At 34.3% G+C, this 13,896-nt stretch carries 13 protein-coding genes; 8 read left to right on the forward strand and 5 right to left on the reverse strand.

The window, feature by feature from the left end:
- The first annotated feature begins 33 nt into the window (after positions 1–33).
- The 5 genes from GKZ88_RS21915 (at position 34) to GKZ88_RS21935 (ending at position 4,018) form a co-directional block, all read left to right on the forward strand.
- Positions 34–1,050, forward strand: coding sequence for an aldo/keto reductase (locus tag GKZ88_RS21915; RefSeq protein WP_155104438.1), 1,017 nt, complete (start codon positions 34–36; stop codon positions 1,048–1,050).
- Positions 1,051–1,071: 21 nt separating this feature from the next.
- Complete coding sequence (locus tag GKZ88_RS21920) at positions 1,072–1,488, forward strand: SRPBCC family protein (protein WP_155104439.1); 417 nt, start codon at positions 1,072–1,074, stop codon at positions 1,486–1,488.
- Positions 1,489–1,525: 37 nt separating this feature from the next.
- The gene (locus GKZ88_RS21925) at positions 1,526–1,999 is read left to right on the forward strand and encodes a DNA starvation/stationary phase protection protein (protein WP_155104440.1); all 474 of its coding nucleotides are present in this window, start codon (positions 1,526–1,528) and stop codon (positions 1,997–1,999) included.
- Between the two features lie 370 nt (positions 2,000–2,369).
- Positions 2,370–2,873, forward strand: a complete 504-nt coding sequence (locus GKZ88_RS21930; protein WP_155104441.1) for a hypothetical protein — start codon at positions 2,370–2,372, stop codon at positions 2,871–2,873.
- 188 nt (positions 2,874–3,061) lie between these two features.
- A complete protein-coding gene (locus GKZ88_RS21935) occupies positions 3,062–4,018 on the forward strand; it encodes a transporter (RefSeq protein ID WP_155104442.1) in 957 nt (318 codons plus the stop codon).
- Positions 4,019–4,282: 264 nt separating this feature from the next.
- Here GKZ88_RS21935 and mnmE read toward each other — a convergent pair whose 3' ends face one another.
- A complete protein-coding gene (mnmE, locus tag GKZ88_RS21940) occupies positions 4,283–5,683 on the reverse strand; it encodes a tRNA uridine-5-carboxymethylaminomethyl(34) synthesis GTPase MnmE (protein ID WP_155104443.1) in 1,401 nt (466 codons plus the stop codon).
- Between the two features lie 183 nt (positions 5,684–5,866).
- On the opposite strand from mnmE, the gene GKZ88_RS21945 reads away from it, so the two are divergent.
- Together GKZ88_RS21945 and GKZ88_RS21950 are read left to right on the forward strand one after the other, a co-directional pair.
- Positions 5,867–6,703 (forward strand): universal stress protein, encoded by an 837-nt coding sequence (locus tag GKZ88_RS21945; RefSeq protein ID WP_155104444.1) that lies wholly within the window; start codon positions 5,867–5,869, stop codon positions 6,701–6,703.
- Positions 6,704–6,773: 70 nt separating this feature from the next.
- Positions 6,774–8,546, forward strand: a complete 1,773-nt coding sequence (locus tag GKZ88_RS21950) for a DNA mismatch repair protein (RefSeq protein ID WP_155104445.1) — start codon at positions 6,774–6,776, stop codon at positions 8,544–8,546.
- Positions 8,547–8,593: 47 nt separating this feature from the next.
- Here GKZ88_RS21950 and GKZ88_RS21955 read toward each other — a convergent pair whose 3' ends face one another.
- From GKZ88_RS21955 to GKZ88_RS21965, 3 genes are read right to left on the reverse strand one after another with little or no spacing between them, the layout of a single operon-like run.
- On the reverse strand, positions 8,594–9,934 hold the full coding sequence (locus GKZ88_RS21955; RefSeq protein ID WP_155104446.1) for an amidohydrolase: 1,341 nt from the start codon (positions 9,932–9,934) through the stop codon (positions 8,594–8,596).
- Entirely contained in the window at positions 9,819–10,859 is a 1,041-nt protein-coding gene (locus GKZ88_RS21960) for a helix-turn-helix transcriptional regulator (protein WP_155104447.1), read from the reverse strand. Before GKZ88_RS21960 ends, GKZ88_RS21955 begins: the two co-directional genes overlap by 116 nt.
- Before the next feature lie 27 nt (positions 10,860–10,886).
- A complete protein-coding gene (locus GKZ88_RS21965; protein WP_155104448.1) occupies positions 10,887–11,516 on the reverse strand; it encodes a DsbA family oxidoreductase in 630 nt (209 codons plus the stop codon).
- A 333-nt stretch (positions 11,517–11,849) separates the two neighbouring features.
- On the opposite strand from GKZ88_RS21965, the gene GKZ88_RS21970 reads away from it, so the two are divergent.
- Positions 11,850–12,404, forward strand: coding sequence for a hypothetical protein (locus tag GKZ88_RS21970; RefSeq protein ID WP_155104449.1), 555 nt, complete (start codon positions 11,850–11,852; stop codon positions 12,402–12,404).
- Between the two features lie 353 nt (positions 12,405–12,757).
- On the opposite strand, the gene dnaN is transcribed toward GKZ88_RS21970, so the two are convergent.
- Positions 12,758–13,876 carry a DNA polymerase III subunit beta gene (gene dnaN / locus GKZ88_RS21975; protein ID WP_133526596.1) on the reverse strand — a complete coding sequence of 373 codons (1,119 nt, stop codon included), beginning with the start codon at positions 13,874–13,876 and terminating at the stop codon, positions 12,758–12,760.
- Between the last annotated feature and the right edge of the window lie 20 nt (positions 13,877–13,896).

The raw sequence follows: 13,896 nt of genomic DNA on the forward strand, positions 1-13,896 counted from the left end.
CTAAAATAATAGTAATAATAAAATATAGGTATTATGTCAATAAAAAATATACTTCCAGGGAAGCTAGGCTTCGGTTCAGCTCCACTGGGCAATATGTTTCGTAATGTTCCTGATGATGAAGTATCTGCTACTGTGGAAGCTGCATGGAACGCTGGGATACGTTATTTTGATAACGCTCCGTTCTACGGCGCCGGCCTGGCAGAAATTCGTCTAGGTGAAATACTTTCACAATACCCTAGGGAAGAATATGTGTTGAGTACGAAAGTCGGCCGTGTGATTCTGGATGAGGTAGAGGATATCAGCGCCAGAGATTTAGGTGAAAAAGGAGATCTATTTAAATATGGGCGTCCCAACAAAATTGTAAATGACTATTCTGAAGATGGTACGCTGCGTTCCATTGAAGGCAGTTTAAAAAGACTTAAGACAGATCATCTGGATATTGTCTGGGTTCATGATGTTGCTCAGGATTTTTATGGCGACGAATGGCTGGACAAATTTGAAAGTGCACGAAAAGGAGCTTTTAGAGTACTGGACCGTCTGCGTGATGAAGGCGTAATCAAAGGCTGGGGACTCGGTGTGAATCGTGTAGAGCCTATTGAAATTATATTGAGTTTGGAAGGAGCCCGTCCTGATGGTTTTTTGCTGGCAGGCCGTTATACGCTTCTGGATCACAGTAAAGCACTGCAGCGCGTTATGCCAGAAGTTTCAAAACAAGGTCTGGGAATTGTTGTTGGCGGTCCTTATAGTTCTGGTGTTCTGGTTGGCGGCTTGACTTTTGAATATGCTCCAGCTTCTCCGGAAATTCTGGACAAAGTGGCAAAAATTAAAAAAAATGCTGACGAGTTTGGAGTAAGTATGAAAGCCGCCGGTCTGCAGTTTTCTATTGCCAATCCCGCCGTGGCGGCGGCCATTCCTGGTGCGAGCAGACCTTCGCGTCTAGCAGAAGATAATGAAGCACTTAACGAAGTAATTCCTGATGATTTTTGGAAACAATTACGTAATCAAGGTTTAGTTGATCCCGCGGCTCCGCTTCCGATAGACAAAAAATGATAAATATTAAATAAGATTATTATGGCAAAAGCAGCTGCATTTATCGAAATTCCAGTTGAGGCAGATAAAGTTTGGCAATTAATAGGAGGCTTTAATGCCCTTCCTAATTGGCTGCCCTACATTCCTCAGTCTGAACTGCAGGAAGAAGGAAGAGTCCGTCATTTGGCTAATCCGGATGGGAGTGTTATTATTGAACGTCTAATGGCTTTTGACGAAAAGGAGCGAAGCTACAGTTATCACATTCTGCAGGCTCCATTTCCGGTAAAAGATTACTATTCTACTTTACGAGTTAAAAAAAGCAGTGACGGAGGCGGTTCTCGTGTGGAATGGTTTGGAGAGTTTGCTCCAGTTGATGTTTCAGATCAGGAGGCGTCTTCTCTTTTTCAGGGAATTTATGAAGATGGGCTGAAGGCATTAAAAGAGCATTACGTCAGCTAGATTATTTTTTGACTATAATTAAATAAAAAAATGAATTATGGATATTAAAATTGGAATTAAGGAAGAAAATCTTGCTGGAGTAGCCAATGCTATGTGTAAAATTCTTGCTGATGAGTTTGTACTTTATACCAAAACAAGAAAAGCACACTGGAATGTGGAGGGAAAAGATTTTCACAGCATGCACCTGTTTTTTGAACAGCAGTATGAGGAACTAGATGAAATTGTTGATAGCGTGGCAGAAAGGATAAGAACCTTGGGGCATTATCCTCCAGCTTCTTTGAAAGAATTTCTGGCGCTTACGCAGTTATCGGAACAGTCCAGAACGAAAAATGATAGTTTGGGATATATAAGTGAACTGCTTGAGGATCATGAAAGCATTCTTATTCTGCTTCGTGAGAATATTAAAAATTTTGACTCGGTTTGGAGCGATTTAGGAACAAGTGATTACATTACCGGGCTTTTAGAAACTCACGAGAAGATGGCATGGATGCTTCGTTCGCATCTAAAATAAAAGCAAAATACGCGTTATTTTTTTGAGTTAAATAATTTGAAAATAAAAATAAATAACGCGCAATTAAATGGATTATGGAGGAGGATGGAAGATTTCCTCTCTAATAATCATGTTAGATGCACTGATTTTGAACCAATATTTTTTGCAGCCCTTATAGTAACTAATTTTTTGGTTTGAAAAATCTATAGCGAAACTATTTGAAGTATTTAATGGATTAAGTAAGTCTTTGTGTAAAAAATCTTAAACATGAATCTTTCGCTTCAAATCATTTGTTTATCATTTGCAGAAACAAGCCAAAAATTTTCTCGATGACTACTTTATATTATTGATCAGAAGGTCTTGTTTATCAATAAATTAAATTTAAATCTTTATGTCAACAAATAATCAAATAATAAATAATAAAAAAGAATGGTCTGCGGCGCAGATTATTTTATGTTCTGGAACTGTGGCTGCAGTACTAGACGGTATTGCAGGTATAATCTTCTTCCATATCCGTTTAAATTTTAGTCCGAGTAAATTTATGCAATGGATTGCCAGTGCAATTGAAGGGCCATCAGCATTTGGAGCCGGTTCGTCATCAATTATTGAAGGAGTTGTTATCCATTTGCTCTCCAGTATTATCATGGCAACGCTATATTATCTTGCTTATCAGTCAAGTAGGCTTATTCGTGCAAATACTGTTATTTCAGGAATTATTTATGGATTTGGAATCTGGATAGTAATGAATCTGATTGTCTTTCCTCTTTCTAATGTTCCACCGGCGCCATTTGTTCTTTTAAATGCCATAATTAGTATTACCTGGCATATTGTATTAGTGGGATTACCCATTGCACTCATAACGAATTCTCATCGTAAAAAAGCGTATAACAATTAAAAGAATATCTCAAATTAAAACAGGTTTCTGCAACCATATAAATTTTGAAAGCGCGCGTAAATGGTTTTCAAAGTGCTTGATCACCTGCATAATGAAGGAAAATACACGAAGACCGGCAAGGGAGCTGGTTATGCAGTGTCACTTTCACATCGCGGGACCAAAGAATACATCCTAATATTCTGCATCCGATGAAAACTACATTTTTAAGAGATATTCTGTCTGTAAAAACAGTCCTGTTAGCGATGGCATTTCTGCCCCTGACCAACATTTGCTACGGTCAGGACCCGGTGCTTCCGCCTACGAATCTGGGACTAACGAACATCTACGACGGCTTTGCCGGAAAACCAGGGTTTGTTTATGTGAACTACACACAGGCTTATGTTACACATCAAATTAACGATGCAAGCGGAAATGACCTGCATACCGACCTTAAGATCAACTCGCTGCTTTCCCTGCATCAGATCATCTATCTGACGTCTGTAAAACTTTTGGGAGGGAATCTTGGATTTACTGTGGTGGTGCCTGTTGTGAATATTAACGCAACAAGCGCAAGCCAACAGCCTCCGAATGTGAATCCCTCGATGATCGGGGATATCTTGCAGGGCACATCGATACAGTGGTCCGGTAAAAAGTTGTTTGGAAAAGCATTTTCACACCGCGCTGAATTTGATATATCTTTCCCGACAGGATCCTATCATCAGAAATATGCCATAAATCCCTCCTCTCACCTTTACACTTTCGGGGTGTACCATGCCTTTACATTATTCCTTACCGACAAAGTCACTGTAAGCTCAAGAAATCAGTTCAACTACAACTCGAAGATACTAGGAAAGCTGGACAAGCCAGGGGCTTTCTATAACGGTAACTATGCTGTTGAGTTCGAAGTGATTAAAAACCTGCACCTGCAGGCGGGGGCGTACTATCTGAGTCAGCTCAATGAAGACAGCTACGATGGGGATCCCAATTACTACAAAACGCATTATCAGATCGTAAACACCAAACAAAGCGTTTTTGCATATGGTCCAGGAGTAGCTTATTTCGGAAAAGGAGGACTTTTGATTGAGGGAAAAATGTTCTTTGAAACGGGTGCAAGAAATACAACGCAAGGCATCAGGCCAACGCTGCATATCGCTATACCCTTCTGATCAAAAAGGACAGATTCAACATTAAGGAATAAACCAATTTTAGCCTCAGTTGAACAACTCAAGTTTGGTAATGCTATGATTTGAATCCTATATATACTTTAAAACCCTATATTATTTTACTTAATAGCACAAAACTAATTTCTGGGAGTGAAGATTAACTTTAGGGAAAAAATTTATATTAGTAAAAAACTCTTTCATTATTGTTTATATCAAAATATAAGTAGCACTATTGTGTTTTGTGTCCAATTTTAGTTATGAACTCCTCTATTTTCCGATGCAGAAATTAGCAAAAATATTCCCAAGCAATTCATCATTAGAAACCTGCCCAGTAATCAATCCAAATTGATATAAAGCTTCGCGGATATCCAACGCCATTAAGTCGCTTGAAAGATTAGTTTCAAGGCCAAATTTCACTTTTTGTATTTCATCTAAAGCTTTTAATAAAGAATCATAATGTCTTGTATTAGTTACAATTGTTTCGTTGTTTCGGAGTGCTCCTGTATTAACAAAAGAAAGTAATTCATTTTTTAAGTCATCGACACCAATTTTCTCTTTAGCAGAAATCAATAGTAATTTTGCATTCAGATTTTCAAGCTTAGAGGTAATGTTTGAAACTTCATCAGCAGACAATATATCCTTTTTATTTACAACAATTAATAAAGGTTTTAGCGGATATTTATTTTTTATTTGTTCAATCTCAGAAACAAATTCAGAGCTTGAAACCTGAAATTTTAAACCATCAAACAAATAAATGACAACCTGTGCCTGATCGATTTTTTCGAAAGTCTTTTTGATTCCAATGCTTTCCACAACATCTTTGGTTTCACGGATTCCTGCAGTATCAATAAATCTGAAACCAATGCCGCCAATTACCAATTCATCTTCAATTGTGTCACGAGTCGTTCCTGCAATGTCTGAAACAATTGCTCTTTCTTCATTCAATAAAGCATTCAGCAAAGTCGATTTTCCAACATTTGGTTCGCCGACTATAGCAACCGGAATACCATTTTTGATTACGTTTCCGACAGCAAATGAATCGATTAAACGTTTTAAAACAAACTCAATTCGGTTTAATAATTCATGAAACTGCGTTCTGTCTGCAAATTCTACATCTTCTTCTGCAAAATCTAATTCTAGTTCGATTAACGAAGCAAAGTTTAAAAGTTCTTCACGAAGTTTGGCAATTTCATTACTGAAACCGCCTCGCATTTGCTGCATAGCAATTTGGTGCGAAGCTTCATTATCTGAAGAAATCAAATCGGCAACCGCTTCGGCTTGAGATAAATCCAATTTTCCGTTAAGAAAAGCACGAAGCGTGAATTCACCGGGATCTGCCATTCTACATCCTTTTCTCAATAATAATTGAATAATCTGCTGCTGAATATAAGTTGATCCGTGACAAGAAATCTCAATCGTATTTTCCCCTGTATAAGAGTTCGGACCTTTAAAAATAGAAACTAAAACTTCATCAAGCGTTTTTTCATTATCAATAATATGACCTAAATGCAGCGTATGAGTTTTCTGTTTCGTTAAATCTTTGTTTTTAATGGATTTAAAAATGGAATTTCCAATTGTAATTGCTTCAGCACCTGAAATACGAATGATAGCAATAGCTCCAGCTCCAGACGGAGTCGCTAATGCAACTATAGAATCTTGATTTATCATACTGCAAAGGTATAAAAAATGCGATAAAATTGCGTTGTCAAACTGATGCGTAAATTTGAAATCTGTTCCTGTTTAAATTTGTGTTTTAAGAATTTATTAAGTGTTAAAATACTGATAATTATCAGGTTGTTTTGTTTTTATAATGATTAAATTTGAGAGAACAATACACTAATCCTAAACAAAATGAAAAAGATATTATTTCCTACAGATTTTTCTGAAGCAGCTACAAATGCGTTTGTTCATGCGTTAGAGTTTGCCAAAATTGTCAACGCCGAGCTTGTTTTACTTCATACTTTTGAGATTCCGGTGTATGACAGTCAATTTTTTCCAGAAAATTATGCCTCGATCTATAGTTCTATTGAATTGGCTAAATTTGAGATGTTTAAAGATGAAATTCCAAAACTAAGGGCTATTGCAGCAGAGCGAAAATTAGAAGATATTGTCATCAAACATCGATTGATGGATGGTGATTTAATTTTCAATTTGAAAAATGCTGTCGAAGAAGATCATATCGATTTTGTAATTATGGGAACCACAGGAGTTTCTGACTGGACGAAATTTTTTACCGGATCAAACACCAATTCGGTGATATCTGAGGTTAAAGTGCCAGTATTATGCGTTCCTGTTGATGCCAAATTTAAAAAGATCAAAGTTATTGGCTTTACAACAAGATACCGAGAAAAAGATAAAGATGTACTTAAAAGAATTCTGAAAATTGCAAAAAAGACAGATGCTAAAGTTCGAAGTTTATATGTAAAAACTTCAAATTCTGATGTTTCAGAAATGACAATTAAAGAATGGGAACAAGAATTTGCCCATGATAATGTAGAATTTTTGGTTTTACCAAGTGACGAAGTCAAAGAAACCATTCTCGATTTTATTCTTTACAAAGACATTGATATTCTGACGACTATAACACATAAGAGATCTTTTTTTGAGAGTATTTTCGAATCAAGTTTTTCAAAAAAAATCACCAAAGAAGTGTCAGTACCTGTTTTAGTCATGCATGAAAAGGAATAAAAAGATAAAGTATTAAAATAGCAGTTTTGAAAGTGTAAAATTTATATTTGTACTTCAATAAAAAATAAAAATGGAAGTATATCAAAATAAAGTCACACACTTCTCCAGTGTTTATAATAAAATCAATAAAAAATACAACAGTATCAGTATTTTACGTCTGTTAACAGTTTTTCTTTGTTTGTTTATGTTGTTTTATTACATCAAAACCAATGATATTCTGTATGTCGTGCTGGCTTTTTTATCTTTTATTGGTTTTATTTTTTTGATGAGAATCCACACTAAATTATCTTTTCAAAAACAGCTTACAACAGCACTTTTAAAAATCAATGAAAATGAAATCGCGTATTTAAAAAGAGAAAAAATACCTTTTGAAAACGGAATAGAATTCAATGATTTTCATCATCCGTATGCTTATGATTTAGATGTTTTTGGGGATCATTCGTTATTTCAAAATTTGAATAGAACTGCCACATTTATCGGAAAAAAAACATTGGCAAATCAATTGCTTCGTCTTTTTTCTAGTGAAACGATTTTGGAAAATCAAGAAGGAATTAAAGAGCTTAAAACCAAAATCGATTGGCGTCAAGATTTCTTGGCATTAGCAATTGTCAGTACTGACAGTAAATCTTCATATGACTCTATAATTCATTGGAATTCATTTAAAAACAATTCATTACCTAAAGTTTTAGTTTTACTTTCATTTATATTTCCAGCATTATTTTTCGGAATATTAATGGCTTATTTTATTACTTCAAAAACGATTTTATTATCCTATCTGACTTACGTTTTTATAGCGAATATGATTATTTTAGGGAAGTCATTTAAACGAATTCAATCAGAAATTGCAAAAGCAGATAATATTGATAAAATAATAAAACAGTACAGTTTATTGGTTCAGAAAATTGAAGCAGAAACTTTTACTTCTAAAAAGTTAATTGATTTACAGCAACAGCTTGTTTTTAAACATGCAACCGCAAGTGCGCATTTAAAACAGCTCTCGGAGTTGTTTTCTAGAATGGATACGATCAGCAATTTTGTAACGGCTACTTTTTTCAATGGGACTTTTTTATTTAATCTTCACGTTTTGAGAGCGCTTTTAAAATGGAAAGAAGATTATTCAGAAGAACTTGAAAAATGGATTGCTATTATTGGTGAATTTGAGGCTTTAAGCAGTTTAGCGAATTTGGCCTATAATAATCCTGATTTTGTTTTTCCAGAAATCAATTCTGAATATAAAATTGGTTTTTCAGATCTAAGTCATCCTTTATTAAATCCAGCAACTAGAGTAGGGAACGATACTCATTTTTATCCCGAATCCTTTATGATTTTAACGGGCTCAAATATGTCTGGAAAAAGTACTTTTTTAAGAAGTTTGGGTGTCAATATGGTTTTAGGCGGAATTGGTTCAGTTGTTTGTGCGTCAAAAGCTAACATTCATCCACTTCCAGTTTTAGTTTCAATGCGATTATCTGATTCTTTAGCAGATAGTGAATCGTACTTTTTTGCAGAAATTAAGCGTCTAAAACAAATTATGGTTGCTTTAGAAGATAAACCAGCTTTTGTTTTATTAGATGAAATTTTAAGAGGAACAAATTCTGATGACAAACGCAATGGAACTATTGAAGTCGTTAAAAAAGTAATTGCTAAAAAAGCAATTGGAGCAATTGCAACTCATGATATTGAAGTTTGCTTGACAACAAATGAATTTCCTGATATTCTGACGAATCAATGTTTTGAAGTCGAAATTCGAAACAACGAACTTCATTTTGATTATAAACTGAGAAACGGAATCTGTAAAAATAAAAGTGCCACTTTCTTAATGCAGAAAATGGGAGTTATTTAAAAAAAAAAAGCCTAAAGAAATACAATTGTTCTTTAGGCTTTTTTTAGTTAAACAATATTTCCGTTATGTATAAGCATTCGTACAGGTGACATTCTTGAAACGGCTTCAGCAGAGCAAGTTGCGTCAAGAAAAACAAGATCAGCTTTGTCGCCTGTTTTTGGCCATTGCTGAATACCTTTGTCATCTAGAGGAATTGAACCTGCGGTTGCTAACTTCAACATTCTTGATAATCCAAATTCAGTTGCTTGTCCGTATAATTGAGCCGCAAGATTTGCTTTCTGTAAAACACTTCCTGTTCCAAAAGTATTCCAATGATCTATAATGCTGTCGTTTCCGGTCATGACATTCACGCCATATTTCATTAAAGTTGGAATCGGCATAACTAAACTTCCAAAAGGCACGGTCGAAACAATTCCTATTTGAGCATTGCTTAATTTTTCTGCCATTTCTTCCTGTTTGGTTTTGTCCAGTTTTCCGAGAGCAAAGCAATGACTCAAAAAGGTTTTTCCTTTCAGAGCGCTATTCTCATTTACTTTCGCAATTAAATAGTCAATAGTTTTCACTCCAGATTCTCCAGATTCATGCAAATGGATATCAATCCCTTTATTATTGTCTAATGCTAATTGTACCGTAAAATCAATCGTTTTTTCGATGGCGCCGTCAATAGAAAAAGGATCAAGACCGCCAATAAAATCGATATCCATTTTGGCTGCTTCTTTTAAATAAGGAACGGAATCGGTATAAAAAACACCATGCTGCGGAAAAGCAACCAACTCTGCACCAAAAGTATTTTTCTTGTTTTCTAAAGCTTTTTGAAGATTTTTTAGCGACTGCAGTTTTGAAGTCGGTTCAATGTTTACGTGACTGCGCGCAAATGAAGTTCCGTGAGATTGTAATAACGCAATTAATTTTTCCGCTTTTTGAGTCGAAGTTTTCAGCATTTCTGGCAAAATCTGTTGTTCCAGCGCAATCATTCCTTTTACACCGCCAGTTCTCTTTTTTATGGCATGCCAGTCGTCATAAAAAGTTTTGTCTAAATGAATATGCATATCACGAAATGCAGGAAGCATCAAAAATCCTTTTGCGTCAATAGCTGTTGCATTAGGTTTGTTTGCCGAAATAGCTTTTATTTTTCCGTCGCTTATTTCAATACAAAATAATTCTGTTTTAGTACGAACAGCTTCAACTTCTTCGTATTCAAAACCAGTTTCTAACCTGACATTTTTTAAAGTATAATTTTTACTGGATGCAGTTTTTATTTCTGAATTGGTTTCAGTAATTGCAGAAGCTGTTGCGGTATTCAGAAAACTTGAGCCAACTGTCAGTCCAGCTACTCCAAGCACAGAGTTTCTTAAAAAATCTTTTCGGGTTATATTTGAGTCCTTCATACAAATTAATTATTTGTACAAAAATAGAATTCAGATCATTAACAAACCTGAAAAATTTATTCCAAGATAACTGTTCTCGAAAATTAGTGGGTGTAATTCCGGTTTGGGTTTTAAAGAAGTTTGAAAAATAAGCATGATCTACAAAACCTAATTCAAAGGCAATTTCTTTTACTGAAAGTGAAGTGGCTTTAAGATGCCGTTTAGATTCCAGGATAATTCTTTGTTGAATTAATTGTGTGGCCGAAATTTTCAAATGTTTTTTGCAGAGAATATTGAGATAATTTGCTGAAATATGGAGTTTTGAAGCGTAAAAAGAAACTAATTTTTCTTCCTTGAAATAAGCATCGATTAATTCTTGAAATCTTGCAATTCTAGATTCTGTTTGATAAATATCATGATCAGAAAAGATTTTCGCTGCTTCTTTACTTATGATCGAAGCAAGAACTGCTGTTCGGGAACTGATTAATTCCTGAAGGCAGTCTGCACTTTCTAATTCATTTTTAATGGCTAAAAATTCATACTGCAAAAGATTGTATGATTCCTGACTGAGCTCTATTACGGGATGATTGTGATATTGAGCAAATGAAAATCGGAAACTTGAAGAAAAGCTCTCAAAAAAATCTCTGTCAATCATTAATTGGTAACCAGTTGTGTCCGGTTCTATATTCCATTTGTGTACTTGACCGGGAAAAAGTAAATGAATTTGTTTATTTCCGATTTTATAATCGATAAAGTCAATATTATGAACGCCTTTAGCTTCATCAAAAAGCACGATTATAAAAAAATCGTGCTGATGCGGTTTATGAATGTGGCGTTCTCCATGCAGTTCATTAAATATTAACTGATCAGAATCCCTGTCTTGATTTGTCTTGAATTCCTGAAGGCCAAGGAGCGGAATATTTTGATCTGTTTTTTTAGCTGACATTACATTTGTTTAGGACAAAGCTTAAGATTATTTCAGCACTTCATTTATAGTATTCACAAAAGCTTCTACAGGCTGTGCACCAGAAACAGCATATTTACGGTCAAAAACAAAAAACGGAACGCCTTGCACACCAATTTCCTGCGCTTCTGTAATATCGTGCTGCACATCGTTTAAAAATAAATTTTCGTTTTGGAGCACTTCCAAGATTTCATTTTTATCTAAACCCGCTTTTTCACCTAATTCTATTAATGTCGGACCATCATTTAAATCTCGGCCATCTGTAAAATAAGCTTTGAAGAAAATTTCTTCCATTTCATCGCCTAAATTATTCTTTTTGGCTAAATGAATAATTCGGTGCGCTTCTAAAGAATTTGAAATAACAGCCTTGTCAAAGTTATAATCCAAACCAACACTTTTGGCGCGTTCTGCGACGCTTTTATGCATTTCTCTAGATTGTTCAAGCGACATGCCTTTTCGTTCAGCTAAAAACGTATAAACGTCTTTTCCGGATTGTGGAGTAATTGTTGGGTCAAGTTGAAAGCTTTTCCATTCAATTTCAAAATCATTTCCAGGAAACTGTTCTAAAGCGGTTTCCAATTGTCTTTTTCCGATATAACAAAACGGACACATAATGTCCGACCAAATTTCTATTTTCATGATGCAAAGTTACAGAAAAATTTGTTTCAGGTTTGAAGTTTCAAGTTTCAAGTTTGTTTTTCGACTTGTAGTTTTTAACGCAAAGTACGCTAAGATTTTTTGATATAGATTGCATTTACATTGCGGAAAGTTCGCAAAGCTTTATCTAAAACTTTGCTCCCGATAGCTATCGGGATTGTATAATCCTTAGCGCTCTTTGCGGTTAAATCTTATCAGAAATGTGATTGGTTTTTAAAGCCTGTCCGGTTTACTGCAATCTATTTTGTTAACTTTGAAAAGACTAGAATGTTTGTTCTGAAATTTTAATTTTTATATATAAGACTCCTAAATTAAATGAGAATATTTTTAAAATTCCTGATTTGCTTTTTTCCTGCTTTTCTGCACTCTCAAGATTTGCAAATTGATAAATTGTTGCTGACTAAAAAATATACAAAAAGTATTGTCGCTAGTAGTGTTTTATATAAGAATGATTTCTCTGAGAAAAATTTAATCTCAAAAGTGAGCGATTCTGTGATTGTATATAGTACATCTAAGTCAGTTGATATATATGTAATTGACAAAGAAGTTGGAGCTTGCTCTATTTTAAATTTCAATAAAAAAGATTATTTAGAAATAGTGGACAAACTAAACTTTTTAATACAGCAAGGTTACAATGTTTTTAAAGATGAGAATGGAAGTGATTATAAAAAATATTTAGAGTTTATAAATAGAGGATTAATTATTACCACTGTGCCTAATAAGAATCAGATAATTTTGATCTACATGAATACATGTGTTTTTTTGGACAACAAAAATAAGTTGGTTAAAAATATCAAGAAAATAGATTTATTCTCTAGTTCTTATGTTTTTAATTGTGGAGGAAAGCAAATATTTCAAAAAATAAAATAACAGGAAATTTGTTTCAGGTTTGAAGTTTTAAGTTTGCGTTGAGTTTAACCACAAATCGCGCTAAGATTTTTTGATATAGATTGTATATAGACTACGCTAAGTTCGCAAAGCTTTGTTTCGATATAGCTTTGCGAACTTAGTGTTTTTAAATTAGCTTGTAAAAAAATCTTAGCGCGCTTTGCGTTAAAAATTTGCGCGCATAGTTTCCCAAATAAAAAACCGCAAATCTTAAAAAAAGAATTGCGGTTTCTAGGTATAAAAAATGGTTGGTTAATAGCGATATTTTTTTTTACAATGATATATCTTTAATCTTAAACTAAAAAACATCCCTGTAACAAAAAGAAGTTTTGATGTTAACTATTTAACATTACAGGCATTACCAACATGGTAACCGTTTCTCCTTCTTCTAAGCCATCAACTGGAGTAAGGATTCCAGCTCTATTTGGCAATGACATTTCTAACATGATCATGTCTGATTGCAAGTTAGTAAGCATCTCTGTTAAAAATCTTGAGTTAAAACCAATTTGAAGATCATCTCCTTGATAATCACAAGTCAATCTTTCTTCGGCTTTGTTTGAGTAATCAATATCTTCAGCAGAAACATTTAATTCAGCTCCAGCGATTTTCAAACGAATTTGGTGTGTAGTTTTGTTTGAGAAAATAGCAACACGACGAACCGAGCTTAAAAATAAAGAACGGTCAATCATTAATTTGTTTGGATTTTCTTTTGGAATTACCGCTTCGTAATTTGGGTATTTTCCATCAATCAAACGACACATCAAGATATAATTGTCAAATGAGAAAGTCGCATTTGAATCGTTGTATTCAATTTTTACTTCTGCATCAGAACTTCCTAAAATACTTTTTAAGATATTCAAAGGTTTCTTTGGCATAATAAAATCAGCAACTTGAGATGCTTTTACATCTGTACGTGCATATTTTACCAATTTGTGAGCATCTGTAGCAACAAAAGTTAATCCTTCTGGTGAAAACTGGAAGAAAACCCCAGACATTACTGGACGTAAATCATCATTTCCGGCAGCAAAAATAGTTTTGCTTACAGCAGTTGCTAAAACATCAGCAGGAACTAGCGTTACAGATGGATCTTCAAGATGAACAGATTTAGGGAATTCCTCTCCAGCAGCATATGCTAATGCATATTTACCTGAGTTAGAACTGATTTCAACTGTATTGTTGTCTTCAACTGTAAAAGTTAAAGGCTGTTCTGGAAACGTTTTTAAAATTTCAAGTAAAAGTTTTGCAGGTACAGCAACGCTTCCTTTACTTTTAGAATCGATTGATAATGTAGCCGACATCGTAGTTTCAAGATCTGAAGCCGAAACTGTCAATGCATCATTGTCTAGTTCAAATAAAAAGTTGTCTAAAATAGGCAACGTGTTGTTACTGTTAATTACACTACCTAAAACTTGTAATTGTTTTAATAAGTACGAACTCGATACTATAAATTTCATCTGTTATATTTTATTTTTTG

This window comes from Flavobacterium sp. LC2016-01 (genome assembly GCF_009711135.1).
Taxonomy (GTDB): Bacteria; Bacteroidota; Bacteroidia; order Flavobacteriales; family Flavobacteriaceae; genus Flavobacterium.